The sequence below is a fragment of the Streptomyces pseudogriseolus genome, assembly GCA_002154585.1.
Lineage (GTDB): Bacteria > Actinomycetota > Actinomycetes > Streptomycetales > Streptomycetaceae > Streptomyces > Streptomyces pseudogriseolus.
Genome location: MUNG01000036.1, coordinates 12,594 through 35,727 on the forward strand (window position 1 = coordinate 12,594; position 23,134 = coordinate 35,727).

General features: G+C 70.8%; 20 protein-coding genes. 3 read left to right on the plus strand and 17 right to left on the minus strand.

Going from position 1 to position 23,134, the window contains the following annotated elements:
• Window positions 1-29 precede the first annotated feature (29 nt).
• From nuoN to CCN29_RS05180, 14 genes are read right to left on the minus strand one after another with little or no spacing between them, the layout of a single operon-like run.
• Window positions 30-1,682, minus strand: a complete 1,653-nt coding sequence (gene nuoN, locus CCN29_RS05115; RefSeq protein WP_006133110.1) for an NADH-quinone oxidoreductase subunit NuoN — start codon at window positions 1,680-1,682, stop codon at window positions 30-32.
• Window positions 1,679-3,250 carry an NADH-quinone oxidoreductase subunit M gene (locus CCN29_RS05120; protein WP_006133111.1) on the minus strand — a complete coding sequence of 524 codons (1,572 nt, stop codon included), beginning with the start codon at window positions 3,248-3,250 and terminating at the stop codon, window positions 1,679-1,681. Before CCN29_RS05120 ends, nuoN begins: the two co-directional genes overlap by 4 nt.
• A 5-nt stretch (window positions 3,251-3,255) precedes the next feature.
• The gene (nuoL, locus tag CCN29_RS05125) at window positions 3,256-5,220 is read right to left on the minus strand and encodes an NADH-quinone oxidoreductase subunit L (protein WP_006133112.1); all 1,965 of its coding nucleotides are present in this window, start codon (window positions 5,218-5,220) and stop codon (window positions 3,256-3,258) included.
• 14 nt (window positions 5,221-5,234) lie between these two features.
• Window positions 5,235-5,534 (minus strand): NADH-quinone oxidoreductase subunit NuoK, encoded by a 300-nt coding sequence (gene nuoK / locus CCN29_RS05130; RefSeq protein WP_006133113.1) that lies wholly within the window; start codon window positions 5,532-5,534, stop codon window positions 5,235-5,237.
• Window positions 5,531-6,373 (minus strand): NADH-quinone oxidoreductase subunit J, encoded by an 843-nt coding sequence (locus tag CCN29_RS05135; RefSeq protein WP_006133115.1) that lies wholly within the window; start codon window positions 6,371-6,373, stop codon window positions 5,531-5,533. The genes nuoK and CCN29_RS05135 overlap by 4 nt, the downstream gene beginning before the upstream one ends.
• On the minus strand, window positions 6,370-7,011 hold the full coding sequence (nuoI, locus tag CCN29_RS05140; protein ID WP_006133116.1) for an NADH-quinone oxidoreductase subunit NuoI: 642 nt from the start codon (window positions 7,009-7,011) through the stop codon (window positions 6,370-6,372). The genes CCN29_RS05135 and nuoI overlap by 4 nt, the downstream gene beginning before the upstream one ends.
• Window positions 7,004-8,377 carry an NADH-quinone oxidoreductase subunit NuoH gene (nuoH, locus tag CCN29_RS05145; RefSeq protein WP_006133117.1) on the minus strand — a complete coding sequence of 458 codons (1,374 nt, stop codon included), beginning with the start codon at window positions 8,375-8,377 and terminating at the stop codon, window positions 7,004-7,006. The genes nuoI and nuoH overlap by 8 nt, the downstream gene beginning before the upstream one ends.
• A complete protein-coding gene (locus CCN29_RS05150; protein WP_086680244.1) occupies window positions 8,374-10,878 on the minus strand; it encodes an NADH-quinone oxidoreductase subunit G in 2,505 nt (834 codons plus the stop codon). The genes nuoH and CCN29_RS05150 overlap by 4 nt, the downstream gene beginning before the upstream one ends.
• Entirely contained in the window at window positions 10,875-12,221 is a 1,347-nt protein-coding gene (gene nuoF / locus CCN29_RS05155) for an NADH-quinone oxidoreductase subunit NuoF (RefSeq protein WP_031021952.1), read from the minus strand. Before nuoF ends, CCN29_RS05150 begins: the two co-directional genes overlap by 4 nt.
• Window positions 12,221-13,081 carry an NADH-quinone oxidoreductase subunit NuoE gene (gene nuoE / locus CCN29_RS05160; RefSeq protein WP_031021949.1) on the minus strand — a complete coding sequence of 287 codons (861 nt, stop codon included), beginning with the start codon at window positions 13,079-13,081 and terminating at the stop codon, window positions 12,221-12,223. Before nuoE ends, nuoF begins: the two co-directional genes overlap by 1 nt.
• Window positions 13,078-14,409, minus strand: a complete 1,332-nt coding sequence (locus CCN29_RS05165) for an NADH-quinone oxidoreductase subunit D (protein ID WP_006133123.1) — start codon at window positions 14,407-14,409, stop codon at window positions 13,078-13,080. The genes nuoE and CCN29_RS05165 overlap by 4 nt, the downstream gene beginning before the upstream one ends.
• Window positions 14,406-15,155 carry an NADH-quinone oxidoreductase subunit C gene (locus CCN29_RS05170; RefSeq protein WP_006133124.1) on the minus strand — a complete coding sequence of 250 codons (750 nt, stop codon included), beginning with the start codon at window positions 15,153-15,155 and terminating at the stop codon, window positions 14,406-14,408. The genes CCN29_RS05165 and CCN29_RS05170 overlap by 4 nt, the downstream gene beginning before the upstream one ends.
• Complete coding sequence (locus CCN29_RS05175; protein WP_006133126.1) at window positions 15,152-15,706, minus strand: NuoB/complex I 20 kDa subunit family protein; 555 nt, start codon at window positions 15,704-15,706, stop codon at window positions 15,152-15,154. The genes CCN29_RS05170 and CCN29_RS05175 overlap by 4 nt, the downstream gene beginning before the upstream one ends.
• Window positions 15,707-15,719: 13 nt before the next feature.
• Window positions 15,720-16,079 (minus strand): NADH-quinone oxidoreductase subunit A, encoded by a 360-nt coding sequence (locus CCN29_RS05180; protein ID WP_003974383.1) that lies wholly within the window; start codon window positions 16,077-16,079, stop codon window positions 15,720-15,722.
• 712 nt (window positions 16,080-16,791) lie between these two features.
• Here CCN29_RS05180 and CCN29_RS05185 point away from each other — a divergent pair.
• Window positions 16,792-17,625 (plus strand): C40 family peptidase, encoded by an 834-nt coding sequence (locus CCN29_RS05185; RefSeq protein ID WP_031021945.1) that lies wholly within the window; start codon window positions 16,792-16,794, stop codon window positions 17,623-17,625.
• A gap of 282 nt (window positions 17,626-17,907) precedes the next feature.
• On the opposite strand, the gene CCN29_RS05190 is transcribed toward CCN29_RS05185, so the two are convergent.
• Both CCN29_RS05190 and CCN29_RS05195 read right to left on the minus strand, forming a co-directional pair.
• Window positions 17,908-19,596 carry a hypothetical protein gene (locus CCN29_RS05190; RefSeq protein ID WP_006133133.1) on the minus strand — a complete coding sequence of 563 codons (1,689 nt, stop codon included), beginning with the start codon at window positions 19,594-19,596 and terminating at the stop codon, window positions 17,908-17,910.
• Window positions 19,597-19,760: 164 nt separating this feature from the next.
• Window positions 19,761-21,044 (minus strand): geranylgeranyl reductase family protein, encoded by a 1,284-nt coding sequence (locus CCN29_RS05195; protein ID WP_086680246.1) that lies wholly within the window; start codon window positions 21,042-21,044, stop codon window positions 19,761-19,763.
• A gap of 98 nt (window positions 21,045-21,142) precedes the next feature.
• Here CCN29_RS05195 and CCN29_RS05200 point away from each other — a divergent pair, with 98 nt between their 5' ends.
• Both CCN29_RS05200 and CCN29_RS05205 read left to right on the plus strand, forming a co-directional pair.
• Window positions 21,143-21,649 (plus strand): GNAT family N-acetyltransferase, encoded by a 507-nt coding sequence (locus CCN29_RS05200; RefSeq protein ID WP_031021939.1) that lies wholly within the window; start codon window positions 21,143-21,145, stop codon window positions 21,647-21,649.
• A 111-nt stretch (window positions 21,650-21,760) separates the two neighbouring features.
• Complete coding sequence (locus CCN29_RS05205) at window positions 21,761-22,114, plus strand: PASTA domain-containing protein (protein ID WP_031062910.1); 354 nt, start codon at window positions 21,761-21,763, stop codon at window positions 22,112-22,114.
• Here CCN29_RS05205 and CCN29_RS05210 read toward each other — a convergent pair.
• Complete coding sequence (locus tag CCN29_RS05210) at window positions 22,101-22,796, minus strand: demethylmenaquinone methyltransferase (RefSeq protein ID WP_006133138.1); 696 nt, start codon at window positions 22,794-22,796, stop codon at window positions 22,101-22,103. The genes CCN29_RS05205 and CCN29_RS05210 overlap by 14 nt on opposite strands.
• Window positions 22,797-23,134 lie beyond the last annotated feature (338 nt).

Here is a 23,134-nt window from a genome sequence, read left to right on the forward strand (position 1 = left end):
GGGCCGCGCCGTGCGTACGGCGGGGCGCGTCAGCGCACGAACACCCCCGCGTCCCCGGCCAGGTCCAGGAAGTACTGCGGAGCGACGCCGAGCACCACCGTGACCGCCACACCGACCGCGATCGCCGTCGTCGTCAGCGGCGACGGCACCGCGACGGTCGGGCCCTCGGGGCGCGGCTCGCTGAAGAACATCAGGACGATGACGCGGATGTAGAAGAACGCCGCGACCGCCGAGGAGATCACGCCGACGACGACCAGCGGGGTCGCCCCGCCCTCCGCCGCCGCCTTGAACACGGCGAACTTCCCGGCGAAGCCGGAGGTCAGCGGGATGCCCGCGAAGGCGAGCAGGAACACCGCGAACACCGCCGCCACCAGCGGGGAGCGCCGGCCCAGGCCCGCCCACCGGGACAGGTGGGTCGCCTCGCCGCCCGCGTCCCGCACCAGCGTGACCACGGCGAAGGCGCCGATCGTCACGAAGGAGTAGGCCGCCAGGTAGAACAGCACCGACGAGATGCCGGACGGCGTGGCCGCGATGACACCCGCGAGGATGAAGCCCGCGTGCGCGATCGACGAGTACGCCAGCAGGCGCTTGATGTCGGTCTGGGTGATCGCCACGATCGCGCCGGCCAGCATGGTGACGATCGCGACGCCCCACATGACCGGCCGCCAGTCCCAGCGCAGCCCCGGCAGCACCACGTACAGCAGGCGCAGCAGGGCGCCGAACGCCGCGACCTTGGTGGCCGCCGCCATGAAGCCGGTGACCGGGGTGGGCGCGCCCTGGTAGACGTCGGGCGTCCACATGTGGAACGGCACCGCGCCGACCTTGAACAGCAGGCCCATCACGAGCAGCCCCGCGCCGATCAGCAGCAGCGCGTCGTTGCCCATGGTGTCGGCGAGCGCCGGGGTGATCTCCGGGACCGTGCCGTCGACGACCTGCGCGATCGTCGCGTACGACATGGAGCCCGCGTAGCCGTAGAGCAGGGCGATGCCGAACAGAGTGAACGCGGAGGCGAACGCGCCGAGCAGGAAGTACTTGACCGCCGCCTCCTGCGACATCAGCCGCTTGCGCCGGGCCAGCGCGCACAGCAGGTACAGCGGGAGGGAGAGGACCTCTAGCGCCACGAACAGCGTCAGCAGGTCGTTGGCCGCGGGGAAGACCAGCATGCCCGCGACGGCGAAGAGCAGCAGCGGGAACACCTCGGTGGTGGTGAACCCGGCCTTGACGGCCCGCTTCTCGCTGTCGCTGCCGGGGACGGCGGCGGCCTGCGCGGCGAAGGAGTCGACGCGGTTGCCGTGCGCCTCCGGGTCGAGCCGGCGCTCGGCGAAGGTGAACAGGCCCACCAGCGCCGTGAGCAGGATCGTGCCCTGGAGGAAGAGCGCGGGTCCGTCGACGGCGACCGCGCCCATCGCGGCGATGCCCGCCTTGGTGGTCGCGTACCCGTCGGCGGCGAGCGCCACGACCGCGGCGAACGCGGCGACCAGGGCGACCGCGGAGACGAACACCTGCGCGTAGTAACGGGACTTGCGCGGTACGAAGGCCTCGACCAGCACCCCGACGAGCGCCGCGCCGACGACGATCAGCGTGGGCGCGAGCTGCCCGTACTCGATCTTGGGTGCGTCGATCTTGGCGATCGGATCGGCCGCGGTTGTCCACAGGCTGTGGACGGCTGCTGTTGCGCTCACTTGGCCGCCTCCACCTCGGGCTGGGGGTCCTTCTTCTGTACGTCGGACAAGGTCTGCTTCACCGCCGGGTTCACGACGTCCGTCACGGGCTTCGGGTAGACGCCCAGGAACACCAGCAGCACGACCAGCGGCGCCACCACCGCGATCTCCCGGACCTTCAGGTCGGGCATCGCGGCGACCTCGGGCTTCACCGGGCCGGTCATCGTCCGCTGGTACAGGACGAGGGTGTACAGCGCGGCGAGCACGATGCCGAAGGTGGCGATGATCCCGATCACCGGGTAGCGCGTGAACGTGCCGACCAGGACCAGGAACTCGCTGACGAAGGGCGCGAGGCCCGGCAGCGAGAGGGTGGCGAGGCCGCCGATCAGGAAGGTGCCGGCGAGCACCGGGGCCACTTTCTGCACCCCGCCGAAGTCGGCGATGAGCCGGGAGCCGCGCCGGGAGATCAGGAAGCCGGCGATCAGCATGAGCACGGCGGTCGAGATGCCGTGGTTGACCATGTAGAGCGTCGCCCCGGACTGGCCCTGGCTGGTCATCGCGAAGATGCCCATCACGATGAAGCCGAAGTGCGAGATCGAGGCGTAGGCGATCAGCCGCTTGATGTCGCGCTGGCCGACGGCGAGCAGCGCGCCGTAGATGATGCTGATCACCGCCAGCACCAGGATCACCGGGGTCGCCCACTTGCTGGCCTCCGGGAACAGCTGGAGGCAGAAGCGGAGCATCGCGAAGGTGCCCACCTTGTCGACCACCGCCGTGATCAGCACGGCGACCGGGGCGGTGGACTCCTGCATGGCGTTGGGCAGCCAGGTGTGCAGCGGCCACAGCGGCGCCTTCACCGCGAAGGCGAAGAAGAAGCCGAGGAACAGCCAGCGTTCGGTGCTGGTCGCCATCTCCAGCTCGCCGTTCGCCCGGGCCTGCGCGATCTCGGTGAGGGAGAAGTTCCCCGCTACCACGTACAGCCCGATCACCGCGGCCAGCATGATCAGACCGCCGGCCAGGTTGTAGAGGAGGAACTTCACCGCCGCGTACGACCGCTGGGTCGCCGCCTTCTCCTCGCCGTGCTCGTGCGCACGGTCCCCGAAGCCCCCGATGAGGAAGTACATCGGGATGAGCATGGCCTCGAAGAAGATGTAGAAGAGGAAGACGTCGGTGGCCTCGAAGGAGATGATCACCATCGCCTCGACGGCCAGGATCAGGGCGAAGAAGCCCTGCGTCGGCCGCCACCGCCTGCTGCCGGTCTCCAGCGGGTCGGCGTCGTGCCAGCCGGCCAGCACGATGAACGGGATCAGCAGCGCGGTCAGCGCGATCAGCGCCACCGCGATGCCGTCCACGCCCAGTTCGTAGCGGACGCCGAAGTCGGCGATCCAGGAGTGCGACTCGGTGAGCTGGTAGCGCTCGCCGTCCGGGTCGAAGCGGACCAGGACGGTGATCGCCAGGGCGAGGGTGGCCAGCGAGAACAGCAGGGCCAGCCACTTGGCCGCCGTGCGCCGCGCGGCCGGTACGGCGGCCGTGGCGATCGCCCCGATGGCCGGGAGCGCCGCCGTCGCTGTCAGGAGAGGAAAGGACATCGGTATCAGACCGCCCTCATCAGCAGGGTCGCGGCGACGAGGACCGCCGCGCCGCCGAACATCGAGACCGCGTAGGACCGCGCGAAGCCGTTCTGCAGCCTGCGCATCCGCCCGGACAGACCGCCCACGGAGGCGGCCGTGCCGTTGACGACCCCGTCGACCAGGGTGTGGTCGACGTACACCAGTGAGCGGGTGAGGTGTTCGCCGCCGCGGACCAGGACCACGTGGTTGAAGTCGTCCTGGTACAGGTCGCGGCGGGCGGCCCGGGTGAGCAGCGAACCGCGCGGGGCGACGGCCGGCACCGGGCGACGGCCGTACTGCGCCCAGGCGATCGCCACGCCGATCACCATCACCGCGACCGTGGACAGCGTCACCGTCAGCGCGCTGACCGGCGGGTGTCCGTGGGCGTGCCCGGTGACGGGCTCCAGCCAGTGGATGAAGCGGTCGCCGACGCTGAAGAACGCGCCGCCGAACACCGATCCGACGGCCAGCACGATCATCGGGACCGTCATGACCTTCGGCGACTCGTGCGGGTGCGGCGGCTCGTAGGCGCCGGCGGTCTGCGCGGCCGGCTCCACGTCCGGGGAGGCCGGGGACGGCGTCGGCGCGTTGCGCCAGCGCTCCTCGCCGAAGAACGTCATCAGCATCACGCGCGTCATGTAGTACGCGGTGATGGCCGCGCCGAGCAGGGCGCAGGCGCCGAGGATCCAGCCCTCGGTGCCGCCCTTGGCGAACGCGGCCTCGATGATCTTGTCCTTGGAGAAGAAGCCGGACAGGCCCGGGAAGCCGATGATCGCGAGGTAGCCGAGGCCGAAGGTGACGAAGGTGACCGGCATGTACTTCCTGAGGCCGCCGTAGCGGCGCATGTCGACCTCGTCGTTCATGCCGTGCATGACCGAGCCGGCGCCGAGGAAGAGGCCGGCCTTGAAGAAGCCGTGTGTCACCAGGTGCATGATCGCGAAGACGTAGCCGATCGGGCCGAGGCCCGCGGCCAGCACCATGTAGCCGATCTGCGACATGGTCGAGCCGGCCAGCGCCTTCTTGATGTCGTCCTTGGCGCAACCGACGATCGCACCGAACAGCAGCGTGACCGCGCCGACGACGGTGACGACCAGCTGGGCGTCCGGGGCGCCGTTGAAGACGGCCGCCGAGCGGACGATCAGGTAGACGCCCGCGGTCACCATCGTCGCGGCGTGGATGAGGGCCGACACCGGGGTGGGGCCCTCCATCGCGTCCCCGAGCCAGGACTGCAGCGGCACCTGGGCGGACTTGCCGCACGCGGCGAGCAGCAGCATCAGGGCGATCGCGGTCAGCTTGCCCTCGCCCGCCTCACCGGCGAGACCGGCCTCCCCGTGGCCGCCGAGCACCGGCCCGAAGGCGAAGGTGCCGAACCACAGGAACATCAGCATGATCGCGATGGACAGGCCCATGTCACCGACGCGGTTGACCAGGAAGGCCTTCTTCGCCGCCGTGGCCGCGCTGGGCTTGTGCTGCCAGAAGCCGATCAGCAGGTAGGACGCGAGACCGACGCCCTCCCAGCCGACGTACAGCAGCAGGTAGTTGTCGGCGAGGACCAGGATCAGCATCGCCGCGAGGAACAGGTTCAGGTAGCCGAAGAAGCGGCGGCGCCGCTCGTCGTGCTCCATGTACCCGACGGAGTAGAGGTGGATCAGCGAGCCGACGCCCGTGATCAGCAGGACGAACGTCATCGACAGCTGGTCCAGCCGGAAGGCGACGTCCGCCTGGAAGCCCTCCACCGGGATCCAGCTGAACAGGTGCTGCGTGACGGTGCGGTCCTCGGCGCCCCTGCCGAGCAGGTCGGTGAAGAGCACCAGGCCGAGCGCGAACGAGACGGCGGCCAGCGCCGTGCCGATCCAGTGGCCGACGGCGTCCAGCCGGCGTCCGCCGCACAGCAGGACCGCCGCTCCGAGCAGAGGCGCCGCCACCAGCAGCGCAATCAGGTTCTCCACGATTCAGCAGCCCCTCACAGCTTCATCAGGCTGGCGTCGTCGACCGAGGCCGAGTGGCGGGAACGGAACAGGGACACGATGATCGCCAGCCCCACCACGACCTCCGCGGCGGCGACGACCATCGTGAAGAACGCGATGATCTGGCCGTCGAGGTTGCCGTGCAGACGGGAGAAGGCGACGAACGCGAGGTTGCAGGCGTTGAGCATCAGCTCGACGCACATGAACACCACGATCGCGTTGCGCCGGATCAGCACACCGGTGGCGCCGATGGTGAACAGCAGCGCCGCCAGGTACAGGTAGTTGACGGGATTCACTTCGACGCCTCCTCGGCCCGCTTGAAGTTCGGCGGATCGATCGCCCGGCGCTCCAGGCGCTCCTCCGCGCGCTGCTCCATCGCCCGCAGGTCGTTGATCGCCTCCTGCGACACGTCACGGACCTGGCCGCGGTCCCGCAGCGTCTTGCTGACGGTGAGGTCCGACGGGGTGCCGTCGGGCAGCAGGCCCGCGATGTCCACCGCGTTGTGCCGGGCGTACACGCCCGGGGCGGGCAGCGGCGGCAGGTACTTGCCGTCGCGGACGCGCTGCTCGGCCAGCTCCCGCTGGGTCCGGGCGCGCTCGGTGCGCTCCCGGTGGGTGAGCACCATGGCGCCGACGGCGGCCGTGATGAGCAGCGCGCCGGTGATCTCGAAGGCGAAGACGTACCGGGTGAACATCAGGGAGGCGAGGCCCTGGACGTTCCCCCCGGCGTTCGCCTCGCCGACGCCGCTGAAGTCGTTCAGCGAGGCGTTGCCGATGCCGCCGACCAGCAGGATGCCGAAGCCGAGGCCGCACAGCAGGGCCAGCCAGCGCTGGCCCTTGATGGTCTCCTTCAGGGAGTCCGCGGCCGTGACGCCGACCAGCATCACCACGAACAGGAACAGCATCATGATCGCGCCGGTGTAGACGACGATCTGCACGACGCCCAGGAAGTAGGCGCCGTTCGCCAGGTAGAACACCGCCAGGACGATCATGGTCCCGGCGAGGCAGAGCGCGCTGTGCACGGCCCGCTTCATGAAGACGGTACACAGGGCGCCGATCACGGCGACGGTGCCGAGGACCCAGAACTGGACGGCCTCGCCGGTGGAGGTCGAGTAGGCGGCGAGCTGTTCGGTCATCGCCCGATCACCTTCTCCGAGGCCGGCTCCTCCGGGCCGAACGTGGACTCGGCCTCCTGGACCACCTCACCCTTGGAGTGGGCGACCTGACGCTCCGTGCCGGGCGCCGCCTCGGTCACCAGGCCGCGGTAGTAGTCCTGTTCGTCCGTGCCCGGGTACATGGCGTGCGGCGCCTCGACCATGCCCTCGTCCAGGCCGGCGAGCAGCTGCTCCTTGGTGTAGATGAGGTTCGCCCGGCTGGAGTCGGCCAGTTCGAACTCGTTGGTCATCGTCAGCGCGCGCGTGGGGCACGCCTCGATGCACAGCCCGCACAGGATGCAGCGGGCGTAGTTGATCTGGTAGACGCGGCCGTACCGCTCGCCGGGCGAGTAGCGCTCCTCGTCCGTGTTGTCCGCGCCCTCGACGTAGATCGCGTCGGCGGGACAGGCCCAGGCGCACAGCTCGCAGCCGACGCACTTCTCCAGGCCGTCCGGATGGCGGTTGAGCTGGTGCCGTCCGTGGAAGCGCGGAGCCGTGGTCTTCTGCTGCTCCGGGTACTGCTCGGTGAGCCGCTTCTTGAACATGGCCTTGAAGGTCACGCCGAAGCCGGCCACCGGGTTCAGGAAACCGGGCTTGGTGTCCTTCGGTTCCTCAGCCATCGGACGCCTCCTTTCCATCCGTTGATCCGCCCTGGGATTCGTCACTGTGAGTATCGGGTCCGCCACTGACAACGAGCTCCCGCTCGTGGCGCGGGCGGCGCCGCGGCACCGGGGGCAGCTCCTGCCCGGGCAGCGGCGGCACGGGGAACCCGCCCGCCATCGGGTCGAACGGAGGCCGGTCCGCGGGCTGTGCGCTCTCCTCGCCCCGGCCGCGGAACATGTCGGCGACGAAGGAGAGGAGCAGCAGGACGAGGACGCCGCCGGCGATGTAGAGCGCGATGTCGGCGAAGTCGTAGTTCTCGTTGCGCAGCGCCCGCACCGTGGCGACCGCCATCAGCCACACCAGGGAGACCGGGATGAGGACCTTCCAGCCGAGCTTCATCAGCTGGTCGTAGCGGACGCGCGGGAGCGTGCCGCGCAGCCAGACGAAGCCGAACAGCAGGGTGAGCAGCTTGCCGGTGAACCAGAGCATCGGCCACCAGCCGTGGTTGGCGCCCTCCCAGAAGGTGCTGACCGGCCACGGGGCCCGCCAGCCGCCCAGGAAGAGGGTCACCGCGACCGCCGAGACGGTCACCATGTTGATGTACTCGGCGAGCATGAACATCGCGAACTTGATCGACGAGTACTCGGTGTTGAAGCCGCCGACCAGGTCGCCCTCGGACTCCGGCATGTCGAACGGGGCGCGGTTGGTCTCGCCCACCATCGTCACGATGTAGATGAGGAACGACACCGGCAGGAGCAGCACGTACCAGCGGTCGGCCTGCGCCTCCACGATCGTCGACGTCGACATCGACCCCGAGTACAGGAACACCGAGGCGAACGCGGCGCCCATGGCGATCTCGTACGAGATCATCTGGGCGCAGGAGCGCAGGCCGCCGAGCAGCGGGTAGGTGGAGCCGGAGCTCCAGCCCGCGAGGACGATGCCGTAGATGCCGACCGAGGCGACCGCGAGGATGTAGAGCATCGCGATCGGCAGGTCGGTGAGCTGCATCGTGGTGCGCTGGCCGAAGATCGAGATCTCGTTGCCGGCCGGGCCGAAGGGGATCACGGCGAACGCCATGAACGCCGGGATGGCCGCGACGACCGGCGCGAGGACGTAGACGACCTTGTCCGCGCGCTTGACGACGACGTCCTCCTTCAGCATCAGCTTCACGCCGTCGGCGAGCGACTGGAGCATGCCCCAGGGGCCGTGCCGGTTGGGGCCGATGCGCAGCTGCATCCAGGCGACGACCTTGCGCTCCATGACGATGGAGATGAGCACGGTCACCATCAGGAAGGCGAAGCAGAACACCGCCTTGAGGACGATCAGCCACCAGGGGTCGCGGCCGAACATCGAGAGGTCTTCAGCGGCGAGGTACGGGCTCATGCCTCCACCTCCTGGGGAGCCTCGCCGGCGAGGGTCGCCGGGCCGATGCGGACGAGGGAGCCGGGGAGCGCCCCGGTGCCGGAAGCCACCCCGCCGTCCATGGAGTTCAGCGGGAGCCAGACCACCCGGTCGGGCATCTCGGTGACGGACAGCGGCAGTTCCAGCGTCCCGGCGGGGCCGGTCACCGCGAGCGTGTCGCCGTCCTTGACGCCGACCTCGGCGGCCGTGGCGGCCGAGAGCCGGGCGAGGGCGGCGTGCCGGGTGCCGGCCAGCGCCTCGTCACCCTGCTGGAGCAGGCCCTGGTCGAGCAGCAGCCGGTGACCGGCCAGGACCGCCTCGCCGGCGGCCGGCCGGGGCAGGGCGCCCGCGGTCTCCACGGGGTCGGCGGCGCGCGGCCCGTCCCAGGGGCCGAGCCGGTCGATCTCCGAGCGGATCGTGCGCAGGTCCGGCAGGCCCAGGTGCACGTCCATGGCGTCGGCGAGCATCTGCAGCACGCGCGCGTCGGACGGCGCGAGCCGCCGGGTCATCTGGTCCGGCTTGAGCGCCGCCTCGAAAAGACGCACCCTGCCCTCCCAGTTGAGGAACGTGCCGGCCTTCTCGGCGACCGCGGCGACCGGCAGGACCACGTCGGCGAGCTCGGTGACCTCGCCGGGCCGCAGCTCCAGCGACACCACGAACCCGGCCTCGGCGAGCGCGGCACGCGCGCGTGCCGGGTCGGGCAGGTCCGCGACCTCCACGCCCGCCACCAGCAGCGCCTGGAGGTCGCCGCGGGCGGCCGCCTCGACGATCTGCGCGGTGTCCCGGCCGTAGCGGTGCGGGAGTTCGGCGACGCCCCAGAGGGCGGCCACCTCCTCCCGGGCCCGCGGGTCGGTCGCCGGGCGGCCGCCCGGCAGCAGCGACGGCAGCGCCCCCGCCTCGATCGCGCCCCGCTCCCCGGCCCGGCGCGGGATCCACACCAGCCGGGCGCCGGTCGCGGTGGCGAACCGCACGGCCGCGGTGAGGCCGCCCCGTACGGCGGCCAGGCGCTCGCCGACGACGACCACCGCGCCCTCGGCGCGCAGCGCCTCGGCGGCAGCGACCCCGTCGCCCTCCAGGCCAACCCCGCTCGCCAGCGCGTCCAGCCACTCCGTCTCGGTGCCGGGCGCCGCCGGCAGCAGCGTGCCGCCGGCCTTGGTCAGACCACGCGTGGCGTGCGTGGCCAGCGCGAAGGTGCGCTGGCCGTGCGCGCGCCAGGCCTTGCGCAGCCGCAGGAAGACGCCGGGCGCCTCCTCCTCGGACTCGAACCCGACCAGCAGGACCGCCGGGGCCTTCTCCAGGGAGGTGTAGGTGACGCCCGTGCCGTCCAGGTCACGGCCGCGTCCCGCGACGCGCGCGGCGAGGAAGTCGGACTCCTCGGCGCTGTGCACCCGCGCGCGGAAGTCGATGTCGTTGGTGGCGAGCGCGACCCGCGCGAACTTGCTGTACGCGTAGGCGTCCTCGACGGTGAGCCGGCCGCCGGTCAGGACGCCGGTGCTGCCCCGCGAGGCCAGCAGGCCCTGCGCCGCGATCTGGAGCGCCTCCGGCCAGGACGCCGGCTCCAGCTCGCCCTCCGCGTTGCGCACCAGCGGGGTGTCGAGCCGGTCCCGCTGCTGCGCGTACCGGAACGCGAAGCGGCCCTTGTCGCAGATCCACTCCTCGTTGACCTCGGGCTCGTTCGCCGCGAGGCGCCGCATGACCTTGCCGCGCCGGTGGTCGGTGCGGGTGGCGCAGCCGCCGGAGCAGTGCTCGCACACCGACGGCGAGGAGATCAGGTCGAACGGGCGGGAGCGGAACCGGTACGCGGCCGAGGTGAGCGCGCCCACCGGGCAGATCTGGATGGTGTTCCCGGAGAAGTACGACTCGAACGGGTCGCCCTCGCCGGTGCCGACCTGCTGGAGCGCGCCCCGCTCGATCAGCTCGATCATCGGGTCGCCCGCGATCTGGTTGGAGAAGCGGGTGCAGCGGGCGCACAGCACGCACCGCTCGCGGTCCAGCAGCACCTGCGTGGAGATCGCGACGGGCTTCTCGTAGGTGCGCTTCTTGCCCTCGAAGCGGGACTCGGCGTTGCCGTGCGACATGGCCTGGTTCTGCAGCGGGCACTCGCCGCCCTTGTCGCAGACCGGGCAGTCCAGCGGGTGGTTGATGAGCAGCAGCTCCATCACGCCCTTCTGGGCCTTCTCCGCGACCGGCGAGGAGAGCTGCGTCTTCACCACCATTCCGTCGGTGCAGGTGATGGTGCAGGACGCCATGGGCTTGCGCTGGCCCTCGACCTCCACGATGCACTGGCGGCAGGCGCCGGCCGGCGCGAGCAGCGGGTGGTCGCAGAACCGGGGGATCTCGATGCCGAGCTGCTCGGCGGCCCGGATGACCAGGGTGCCCTTGGGCACGCTGATCTCGGCGCCGTCGATGGTCAGCGTCACGAGGTCCTCGGGCGGGACCGCCGCCTCTCCCCCTCCGGAGGGAGCGTTGGTGGTCACAGTCATGCGTGCACCTCCGTACGGTCGGCCCAGGCCGTCGACGCGGCCGGGTCGAAGGGGCAGCGACGGTCCGTGATGTGCTGCTCGTACTCCTCGCGGAAGTACTTGAGCGACGAGAAGATCGGCGAGGCGGCGCCGTCGCCGAGGGCACAGAAGGACTTGCCGTTGATGTTGTCCGCGATGTCGTTCAGCTTGTCGAGGTCGGACATCCGGCCCTTGCCGGCCTCGATGTCGCGCAGCAGCTGGACCAGCCAGTAGGTGCCCTCGCGGCAGGGGGTGCACTTGCCGCAGGACTCGTGGGCGTAGAACTCGGTCCAGCGGGTGACGGCGCGGACGACGCAGGTGGTCTCGTCGAAGCACTGGAGCGCCTTGGTGCCGAGCATGGAGCCCGCGGCGCCGACCCCTTCGTAGTCGAGGGGGACGTCGAGGTGCTCGTCGGTGAACATCGGCGTCGAGGAGCCGCCCGGCGTCCAGAACTTCAGCCGGTGGCCCGGCCGCATCCCGCCGCTCATGTCGAGCAGCTGGCGCAGGGTGATGCCGAGGGGCGCCTCGTACTGGCCGGGGCTCGCGACATGGCCGCTGAGGGAGTAGAGCGTGAAGCCCGGGGACTTCTCGCTGCCCATCGAGCGGAACCACTCCTTGCCCCGGTTCATGATGGCGGGAACCGACGCGATGGACTCGACGTTGTTCACCACGGTGGGACAGGCGTAGAGGCCCGCGACGGCGGGGAAGGGAGGACGCAGCCTGGGCTGGCCCCGGCGGCCCTCGAGCGAGTCGAGCAGCGCGGTCTCCTCGCCGCAGATGTACGCGCCGGCGCCCGCGTGCACGGTGAGTTCGAGGTCGAGTCCGCTGCCGAGGATGTTCGTGCCGAGCAGGCCGGCCTCGTACGCCTCGCGCACGGCCGCGTGCAGCCTGCGCAGCACGGGGACGACCTCGCCGCGCAGGTAGATGAAGGCGTGCGACGACCTGATGGCGTAGCAGGCGATGACGATGCCCTCGATGAGGCTGTGCGGGTTGGCGAAGAGCAGCGGGATGTCCTTGCAGGTCCCGGGCTCCGACTCGTCGGCGTTGACGACGAGGTAGTGCGGCTTGCCGTCGCCCTGCGGGATGAACTGCCACTTCATGCCCGTCGGAAAGCCGGCGCCGCCGCGTCCGCGCAGTCCGGAGTCCTTGACGTACGCGATGACGTCGTCCGGCGACATCGCGAGCGCCTTGCGCAGGCCCTCGTAGCCGTCGTGGCGCTTGTAGACGTCGAGCGTCCAGGACTTGTCCTCGTCCCAGAAGGCCGACAGCACCGGCGCGAGCAGCTTCTCCGGGCTGGTGTCCTTCAGTTCGGGTGCCAAGGTCATCACTCCCCCTCCTCGGCAGTGGGCCCGGCCGGGTGGGCCGGGTCGGAGGCCGACGTGTCCTGCGGCGCGTCGTGCGAGCTGAGGTGCTCGGCGGGCGACGGCTCGTGCGGCGGGGCGTCCTGCGGCGCCTCGCCCCGCGGGTGCACCACGCGCGCGGGGGCTGCCTCGCCCTTGGCCAGCTTCAGGCCGATCAGGGAGGCGGGACCCGCGCTGCCGGTGGCCTCGACGGCGCCCTCCCGCTCGTCGGGGAAGCCGGCCAGGATCCGCGCCGTCTCCTTGAACGTGCACAGCGGGGCGCCGCGGGTGGGCGCGACCGGACGTCCGGCGCGCAGGTCGTCGACCATGCGCCGGGCGCTCTCGGGGGTCTGGTTGTCGAAGAACTCCCAGTTGACCATCACCACGGGCGCGAAGTCGCAGGCCGCGTTGCACTCGATGTGCTCCAGGGTGACCTTGCCGTCGGCGGTGGTCTCGCCGTTGCCGACGCCCAGGTGCTCCTGGAGCTCCTCGAAGATGGCGTCGCCGCCCATCACCGCGCACAGCGTGTTGGTGCACACCCCGACCTGGTAGTCGCCGCTCGGGCGGCGCCGGTACATGGTGTAGAAGGTGGCGACCGCGGTCACCTCGGCCGTGGTCAGGCCGAGCATGTCCGCGCAGAACTGCATGCCGGTACGCGTGACGTGCCCCTCCTCGGACTGCACCAGGTGCAGCATCGGCAGGAGGGCGGACCGGGAGTCCGGGTAACGGGCGACGATCGCCCGCGCGTCGGTCTCCAGCCGGGCCCGGACGTCGTCCGGGTAGGCCGGCGCGGGCAGTTCCGGCATGCCCAGGCTGACGCCCCGCTCGGAAGAAGAGGTGGTCACCGGTCGACGCCTCCCATCACGGGGTCGATGGACGCGACGGCGACGATGACGTCGGCGACCTGGCCGCCCTCGCACATCGCCGCCATGGCCTGAAGGTTGGTGAAGGACGGGTCGCGGAAGTGGACCCGGTAGGGACGCGTGCCGCCGTCGGAGACGACGTGCACGCCGAGTTCGCCCTTGGGCGACTCGACGGCCGCGTAGGCCTGGCCCGGCGGGACGCGGAAGCCCTCGGTGACCAGCTTGAAGTGGTGGATCAGGGCCTCCATGGAGGTGCCCATGATCTGCTTGATGTGGTCGAGGGAGTTGCCCAGTCCGTCGGGGCCGAGCGCCAGCTGGGCGGGCCAGGCGATCTTCTTGTCCTCGACCATGACCGGGCCGGGCTCCAGCCGGTCCAGGCACTGCTCGACGATGCGCAGCGACTGGCGCATCTCCTCCAGCCGGATCAGGAAGCGGCCGTAGGAGTCGCAGGTGTCGGCGGTCGGGACGTCGAAGTCGTACGTCTCGTAGCCGCAGTACGGCTGGGCCTTGCGCAGGTCGTGCGGGAGGCCGGTGGAGCGCAGGATCGGTCCGGTGGCGCCGAGGGCCATGCAGCCGGCCAGGTCGAGGTAGCCGACGTCCTGCATGCGGGCCTTGAAGATGGGGTTCCCGGTGGCGAGCTTGTCGTACTCCGGGAGGTTCTTGCGCATCTTCTTGACGAACTCGCGGATCTGGTCGACCGCGCCGGGCGGCAGGTCCTGGGCGAGTCCGCCGGGGCGGATGTACGCGTGGTTCATCCGCAGGCCGGTGATCAGCTCGTAGATGTCGAGGATCAGCTCACGGTCACGGAACCCGTAGATCATGATCGTGGTGGCGCCGAGCTCCATGCCGCCGGTGGCGATGCACACCAGGTGGGAGGAGAGCCGGTTCAGCTCCATCAGCAGCACCCGGATGATCGACGCGCGGTCGGGCACCTGGTCCTCGATGCCGAGCAGCTTCTCGACCGCGAGGCAGTACGCCGTCTCGTTGAAGAACGGCGTCAGGTAGTCCATGCGCGTCACGAACGTGGTGCCCTGGGTCCACGTCCGGTACTCGAGGTTCTTCTCGATGCCGGTGTGGAGGTAGCCGATGCCGCAGCGGGCCTCGGTGACCGTCTCGCCGTCGATCTCCAGGATCAGGCGGAGCACTCCGTGGGTGGACGGGTGCTGCGGACCCATGTTGACGACGATGCGCTCGTCGTCGGTCCGGGCCGCGGTCTCGACGACCTCGTCCCAGTCGCCGCCGGTGACCGTGTAGACGGTGCCCTCGGTGGTCTCGCGTGCCGAGGCGGTGGATGCGTGCGACGTGCTCATGAGTACGACCTCCGCTGGTCCGGAGCCGGGATCTGGGCGCCCTTGTACTCGACGGGGATGCCGCCGAGGGGATAGTCCTTGCGCTGCGGGTGGCCCTGCCAGTCGTCCGGCATCATGATCCGCGTCAGGGCCGGGTGACCGTCGAAGACGATGCCGAAGAAGTCGTACGTCTCCCGCTCGTGCCAGTCGTTCGTCGGGTAGACCGGGAACAGCGTCGGGATGTGCGGGTCGCTGTCGGGGACGCTGACCTCCAGGCGGATCACCCGGTTGTGGGTGATCGAGCGCAGGTGGTAGACGGCGTGCAGCTCGCGGCCCTTGTCGTTCGGGTAGTGCACCCCGCTGACGCCGGTGCACAGCTCGAAGCGCAGCGCCGGGTCGTCGCGCAGCGTCTTCGCGACCCGCACGAGGTGCTCGCGCTCGATGTGGAAGGTGATCTCGCCGCGGTCGACGACCGTCTTCTCGATGGCGTTCTCCGGGAGCAGGTCCTGCTCCTCCAGCGCGCCCTCGAGTTCGTCGGCTACCTCGTCGAACCAGCCGCCGTAGGGGCGGGCCGCCGGTCCCGGGAGCCGGACCGAGCGGACGAGTCCGCCGTAACCGGAAGTGTCGCCGCCGTTGTTGGCGCCGAACATGCCGCGCTGGACGCGGATCTCCTCGCCGCCCTGGCCGCGCTGGCCGGGCAGGTTCTCGGCGGAGAGCTCCTTCTCGGGGTTCACGCCGTCACCCGCGGTGCCGTTCGCGTCGCTCATCGCAGCAGCCCCTTCATCTCGATCGTGGGCAGGGCCTTGAGCGCCGCCTCCTCCGCCTCGCGGGCCGCCTCCTCGGCGTTCACGCCGAGCTTGGAGCTCTGGATCTTCTGGTGGAGCTTGAGGATGGCGTCCATCAGCATCTCGGGGCGGGGCGGACAGCCGGGGAGGTAGATGTCGACCGGGACGACGTGGTCGACGCCCTGGACGATCGCGTAGTTGTTGAACATGCCGCCCGAGGAGGCGCAGACCCCCATGGAGATCACCCACTTGGGGTTCGGCATCTGGTCGTAGACCTGCCGGAGCACCGGCGCCATCTTCTGGCTGACCCGCCCGGCGACGATCATGAGGTCCGCCTGCCGCGGCGAGCCGCGGAAGACCTCCATGCCGAAGCGCGCCAGGTCGTAGCGGCCCGCGCCGGTGGTCATCATCTCGATGGCACAGCAGGCGAGGCCGAACGTGGCCGGGAAGACGGACGACTTGCGCACCCAGCCCGCGGCCTGCTCGACGGTGGTCAGCAGGAAGCCGCTCGGCAGCTTTTCTTCGAGTCCCATGACTTGTGGCCCCTCAGTCCCATTCCAGGCCGCCGCGCCGCCATACGTACGCGTACGCGACGAAGACGGTGAGCACGAAGAGCAGCATCTCCACGAGCCCGAAAATCCCCAGGGCGTCGAACGTGACGGCCCAGGGGTAGAGGAAGACGATCTCGATATCGAAGATGATGAAGAGCATCGCCGTCAGGTAGTACTTGATGGGGAAGCGCCCGCCGCCGGCCGGCGTGGGGGTCGGCTCGATGCCGCACTCGTAGGCCTCGAGCTTCGCCCGGTTGTACCGCTTCGGACCGATCAGCGTGGCCATCACCACGGAGAAGATCGCAAAGCCTGCCCCGAGGGCTCCCAGTACGAGGATGGGCGCATACGCGTTCACCGCTCCTCGCTCCTCTCAGTCGGCACTGACTGCTGGCGGTTGTGCAGCGGGCCCGTCCGCCTCACCAGCCCCACGAACCACGCCCGCCCCGGCGAAGATCGAGAACATGTGAAGCAGGTCACAAGCCCAACCGCTCCGCATCTTATGCCTGTGGGTCTGTGATCTGCGACACGGGGTATTGCACAAGCTTTGTGATCTCTACCACCTGACGAACGATCATGAAGTCGGATGAGCGGTGATCTTCACACGTCAAGCATCCACGTGATCACCAAAGGTGACATCTTGATCCGTCGACGCAGCTCAGAGGGGTCTCGGAGGAGGAGTCTCCATATCAAGACGATTCCTCTGCATGCAAATTGGCGTTGGACAGGTTGTCTTGATAGAGGACGCCTTCACACGTCAGGGGGATCGCGAGGCGCGGTGTGGACGTGTGCACGCGTTCACGAAGTCCGGGGTGCCCGGGGACGCCCTGGCGCTCCCCATCGTTCCGTGACGTCCGTCACACTTCTGAGGGGTCCTCAGGAACGGGGCTTGGCCAACCACCCCAACCGGTGGTAAGCGAGGAGCAATTCGGGCGTAACGATGAAAGTACGTGATCACGGCCCGGTTACGGCCGCCCGCAATGTCCGTTGTGGCGTCAATGGAGAGGGACGTGCGGGGAATTTGGGCGCCCGATTGAACAACTGTGGCGCAGCACACGTTTCTTGAAGATATGAAGCAGCCCCTGGTACCGGTTGTTCCCATGTCCCACACCGCTCACATACGCAGCCACCGGAAGCCCCGCCGCACCGCGACCTCTTCGCTCGCGATGCGGGCCGGAGTTGCCGGTGGCGTCCTCAGCACCCTGGCAGTGGCCGGGGCGTCCAGCGCGGCCAACGCGGCCGAGCCGGTGACGCAGACCCTCGAACTGCCCACCCTGACGGCCGACCTGGCCGCCCAGGTCGCCGAGTCCGCGGACGCCACCCAGCAGGCGGCCGCGAACTACCAGCTGCAGGCCGAGCGTGACGCGGCGGCCGCCCAGGCCGCGAAGCAGGCCAAGGCGGACCTGGCGGAGGCCAAGAAGAAGGCCGAGGCGAGGAAGAAGGCGGCCGAGGAGGCCCGTGAGGCGGCCGCCGAGCGCGCCGCCCGCGACGCCGAGCGCCCCGCGCTCAGCGCCTCCACGGAGACCGCGAGCTTCTCCGCGCCGGCCGGCGGCAGCGTCGCGACCGTCCTCGCCTTCCTCCAGGCGCAGGTGGGCGACGCCTACGTCATGGGCGCCACCGGGCCCAACGCCTGGGACTGCTCCAGCCTGGTGCAGGCCGCGTTCAAGCAGGTCGGTGTGGACCTGCCGCGCGTCTCCCAGGACCAGTCGATGGTGGGCACCGACATCCCGCTGTCGCAGATCCAGGCCGGCGACATCCTGTACTGGGGCGGCAAGGGCTCCGCGTACCACGTGGGTGTCTACATCGGGAACGGCCAGTACCTGGACGCCGCCAACCCCTCGAAGGGCGTCGTCATCCAGGACCTCTCCGGCTACCCGGCGTCGGGCGCCGTCCGCGTGCTCTGACACGGGCCGCCACGCCACCGAAGGGCCGCCGCCTCACCGAGGCGGCGGCCCTTCGCGCTGCCCGGCCGGGTACGGGCCCGGAGGCGACCTGCTCGGAGGGCAAGATCACCGTATTGCCCGAATTGCACCCCGTATCGCGCGCGTTGAGGGCGCGCGGGGAGCCGCCGTGACGCCCGCCGCGCCCGTGACAGGCCCTCATGGGGCCCCGGAACCACGACGGGGGCCGGACGGTCCGCCGAGGCGGAGTCCGGCCCCCACAGGGGCGTCACAGCGACGCGTGCGTCAGACGGCGGCCTCTCCGTCACGGCCGGCGCGACGCCGCTGGTACGCCACGACGACCGCGCCGAGCCCCAGCGCGAGCACCGCCGCGCCGCCGAGCAGGCCCACGCCCTGGGCGCCGGTGAGCGCCAGACCGCCCTCGGCGTCCCCGCCCTCGGCGCCGCCGGAGGTGCCGTTCGTCCCGTTCGTCCCGCTGTCCGGTCCGCCGGAGCCGCCCTCGTCACCGGTGCCGGGAGCCGACGGGCCGTCCGACGGGCCGCCGTCGGACCCGCCCGCACCACCGTCGCCCGGCGCGTCCGGGGCGTTCAGCACGATCCACGCGACGTCGTTCGACGCGTCGGAGTCGAAGGGGTTGTCCCAGTCGGGCAGGGCCACCCGCCCCCGGGCGCCCGCCACGACCTCGTCGATGCGCAGCTCGAACGGGAAGGTGAGCCGGGCGTCCTCGAGCAGCGGGGTCGCCACCGAGCAGCGGTACCCCGGCACGCTGCCGTCGACGGTGATGGTCCGGCACTGCCGGGGCGCCGAGGTGACGGTCGACCCCTCGGGCGCGACCACCGTGAAGGAGAACGGCTCACCGCCGGACCGCAGCGCGCTGATCCAGGCCGGGCCGTTGTTGGCGAACCCGATCTCCGCCGCCACCGTGTCCCCGGCCGCGCCGGACGCGGAGGCGCCGGTCAGTTCCAGGTCGTAGGTGTTGGTCGTCGGCAGGTCCAGCTCGGCGTACCTGGTGTGGTCGGCGGGGTCGGCGTCCGCGGCGCGTACGAGCGTCAGGTCCGGGCCGCTGCCCTGCCGGCGCCCCTCGCCCTGGTGCAGCGTCTTCTCCTCGCCCGGCTCCAGGGGCCGGAACGAGTAGGAGAAGATGTCGTGCAGCGCGAAGTCCGCCGTCTTCACCCGCACCGGGCGGGCCAGGCCGTACGCCGCTCCCGCGTCGAGGGTACCGGGGAAGGTGCAGAGCACCTCGGTGTGCTGCCGCAGCAGCGGGCCGGTGTCCACGACGGTCGAGGAGCAGTTGCCGAAGTCGTCCGGGAAGGACAGCCCGCGCGAGCCGTACAGCCGCAGCACCGCGCCCTCGGCCGGCAGCCCGCCCACGTTCATCACGCCCAGCGGCGGCTCGAAGGCGTCACCGGCCTTCAGGTCCTCGGGCAGGGACAGTTCGCGGTTCAGCAGCTCCGGCCCGCCGACGCGCACGTCGACGGTGAGCGGCGTGAACTCCAGCCCTTCGCCCTCGCCGGTGACGACGATCTTCCCGGTGTCCCCGGCCTCGCTGTCGTCGGCGAGGTCGAGCCGGATGCCGCCGAGCCGGTTGAACGTCGTGCCCGCGTACAGGTCGTAGCCCGAGCAGACCGCGACCAGGCCGTCGGCGTCGCACGGCAGGTCGGCCTTCGCGACGCCCTTCAGCCCGGAGGCGTCGATGCGGACCGTGTAGTCCCCGCGGTGCACCGCCGGGACCTCGCCGTCGCCCTCGAACTCCTCGCCCGGGACGTCGAGCCGGAGGTCGATCTGCGGCTCGGTGGGGTCGCCGTTGTCCGAGTGGAGGGACAGGTCCACCCGGTCCTCGCCCGTGATCACCACCGGAAGCGGTGCGCCGGCCGCGTGGGCCACGCCCTGGATCCCGGCCGCGGCCAGCGCGGTGACGCCGACCGCTCCCAGCGCCGCGAGCCGCGCGCGCAGCCGTCTCGCCTGCTGTGTCATGAAAGGCTCTTTCGTCGAACGGGACGTGCCCGACTGGGTCACGTCCCGTTCGACACCGCCCGGAGTCGATCAGTTGTTCACAGGTGCGTCACGCTGCGATCACGATCGGTACCGCGCCGGAGATGCCGGACATGCCCGCCGTCCCCGGTCACCGGCCCGGCCGTTCACGCCTTCGGGGCCACCTTGCTCAGACCGTTGATGATGCGGTCCATCGCGTCGCCGCCCGTGGGGTCGGTCAGGTTGGCGAGGAGCTTCAGCGTGAACCTCATCAGCATCGGATGCGTCAGGCCGCGCTGCGCGGCGATCTGCATGACCTTCGGGTTGCCGATGAGCTTCACGAAGGCGCGGCCGAGCGTGTAGTAGCCGCCGTAGGTGTCCTTCAGGACGCGCGGGTAGCGCTGGAGGGCGATCTCCCGCTGGGCCGGGGTGGCCCGCGCGTGCGCCTGGACGATCACGTCGGCGGCGATCTGCCCGGACTCCATCGCGTAGGCGATGCCCTCGCCGTTGAACGGGTTCACCAGGCCGCCCGCGTCGCCGACCAGCAGCAGACCGCGCGTGTAGTGCGGCTGGCGGTTGAACGCCATGGGGAGCGCGGCGCCGCGGATCGGGCCGGTCATGTTGTCCGGGGTGTAGCCCCAGTCCTCCGGCATGGACGCGCACCAGGCCTTGAGGACCTCGCGCCAGTCCAGCTCCTTGAAGGAGTCGGAGGTGTTGAGCACGCCCAGGCCGACGTTGGACGTGCCGTCGCCCATGCCGAAGATCCAGCCGTAGCCCGGCAGCAGCCGGTCCTGCGAGCCGCGCCGGTCCCACAGCTCCAGCCAGGACTCCAGGTAGTCGTCGTCGTGGCGGGGCGAGGTGAAGTACGTGCGCACGGCGACGCCCATCGGGCGGTCCTCGCGCCGGTGCAGGCCCATCGCCAGGGACAGCCGCGTGGAGTTGCCGTCGGCGGCGACGACCAGCGGCGCGTGGAAGGTGACCTCGCGCTTGTCCTCACCCAGCTTGGCGTGCACGCCCGTGATCCGGCCGGTGCGGTCGTCGACGATCGGCGCGCCCACGTTGCAGCGCTCGTACAGGCGGGCGCCCGCCTTCTGAGCCTGCCGGGCGAGCTGCTCGTCGAAGTCGTCGCGCTTACGGACGAGTCCGTAGTCGGGGAAGGAGGCGAGATCCGGCCAGTCCAGCTGGAGGCGGACGCCGCCGCCGATGATGCGCAGGCCCTTGTTGCGCAGCCAGCCGGCCTCCTCGGAGATGTCGATGCCCATCGCCACCAGCTGCTTCACGGCACGCGGGGTGAGGCCGTCGCCGCACACCTTCTCGCGCGGGAACTCGGTCTTCTCCAGCAGGAGCACGTCGAGGCCGGACCGGGCCAGGTGGTAGGCGGTGGTGGAGCCGGCTGGCCCCGCGCCCACGACGATCACGTCGGCGGTGTTGTCGGAGAGGGGCTCGGTCACGGCGGGATCTCCCCAGAGTTCGAAATCTTCGTGCCGACCGGCACTGGACACAGGCAGTCTATTCAGCGGACGTGATCACCCGGCTGAAGGGCTGCCCCGTGAACCGAGCACTCCCCGCCGTACGGCTGCGGGTTCCCACCGACGAGGACGCCGTCACCTGGCACCGCATCTTCGCCCACCCCGACGTCATGGAGTTCCACGGCGGCCGGCCCGCGGAGCTTTCGGTCTACGAGGAACTCACCGCCCGCCAGCGGCGGCACGACGCCCAGCTGGGCTTCTGCCTGTGGAGCGTGCTCGACGAGGACGGGCAGGTCATCGGCTTCACCGGGGCCCAGCCCTGGGAGCGCGCGTGGGGCCCCACGGGCGAGATCGAGATCGGCTGGCGGCTCGCCCGCGAGCACTGGGGTAAGGGCTACGTCACGGCGGCGGCCCTCCAGACGCTGGACCGGGTGCGCGCGGCGGGCCTGACGGACGTGGTGGCGCTGGTGAAGGCCCGCAACGCCCGCTCGATCGCGGTGACGCGGCGGCTGGGCATGCGGCTCGCGGAGACGTTCACGATTCCCACTTCGGGCGAAGAGGGCCACTGCTACCGCCTCGACCTCTGACACCATCCGCCGCCACTCACTCCGCGTGACAATTCGTCACGGATCATTACGGAGTGCTTCCGTCGGGCGCTCCCCCGGCCTACCCTGCCGGTACCGCTGGGGGTGACGTCCATGCGTATGACACCCGAGGGATACGGGACCGGCGACGTGCGCGTGCCGCGCCTGGTCGGGCTGATGGCCGTCGACGCGCGCGAGTCGGCCCGCGCGCGGGGCCTGGTCCTCGACGCGCCCGGCCGGCCGGACTTCCCGCACGCCGTCGTGGACTACGTGGTCCGCCAGTACCCGCAGCCCGGCACGCCCGTGCCCCGCCACTCCGTGGTGCACGTGTGGCTGGACTTCGGCGAGGGCGAGGGCGGCGGAGGGGTGCGCGAGCCGCGCGGTCCGCTGCCCCCGCCGGGCGGGCTGCGGCGCGAGCTGGAGGAACCGGGCGCTCCGGCCTCCCTGGTGGCGCTCAGCTCTTCTTGAAGCCCCGGTGCAGCGCCACCACGCCGCCGGTGAGGTTGCGCCAGGCCACCTGCGACCAGCCGGCGTCCTTCAGCCGCTCGGCCAGCGCGGGCTGGTCGGGCCAGGCGCGGATGGACTCGGCGAGGTAGACGTACGCGTCCGGGCTGGAGGACACCGCGCGGGCGACCGGCGGCAGCGCGCGCATCAGGTACTCGGTGTAGACCGTGCGGAACGGCGTCCAGGTCGGGTGCGAGAACTCGCAGATGACGATGCGCCCGCCGGGCCGGGTCACCCGGTGCATCTCACGCAGCGCCGCGTCGGTGTCCTGCACGTTGCGCAGGCCGAACGAGATGGTGACGGCGTCGAACACGTCGTCCTTGAACGGCAGCCGGGTCGCGTCACCGGCCGTGTACGGCAGCCAGGCGTTGTTCCGCTTGCCGACCCGCAGCATGCCCTGGGAGAAATCGCAGGGCACGACGTAGGCGCCGGTGCGGGCGAACGGCATGGAGGAGGTGCCGGTGCCGGCCGCCAGGTCCAAAATCTTCTGCGCGGGCCGCGCGTCGACCGCCCGCGCGACCTCCTTGCGCCAGCGCCGGTCCTGCCCGAGGGACAGCACGTCGTTGGTCAGGTCGTACCGTTCCGCGACGTCGTCGAACATCGAGGCGACTTCGTGCGGCTGCTTGTCCAGGGATGCGCGGGTCACAGGCCCATTCTTGCAGCCCGCCCTCGCGGTGCGGGCGTCGGCTCGTCGCGGGCCCGCGGGTCCGGCCGTCCCGGGCCCGGGTACAGGCCCGCCGGGAACCGGCTCCGCCGGGGCGGCCGCGTACCCTTGGGTGCCGCCCGGAATCACACGAACCCGGCCGTCCGCCGGAAATCACCGGAATCCGGGACCGCGTCCTCGGAAGACCCACAGAATCCTGGGCATGACGACCCCCCTCCGACACCGCCTCGAGAACGGAACGAACCCGATGCGCGGTCCGCGTCCCTCCGCCGCGAGGTGCGCCCTCCTCCCCGCCCTGGCCCTCGCCCTGGCCGCCGCGG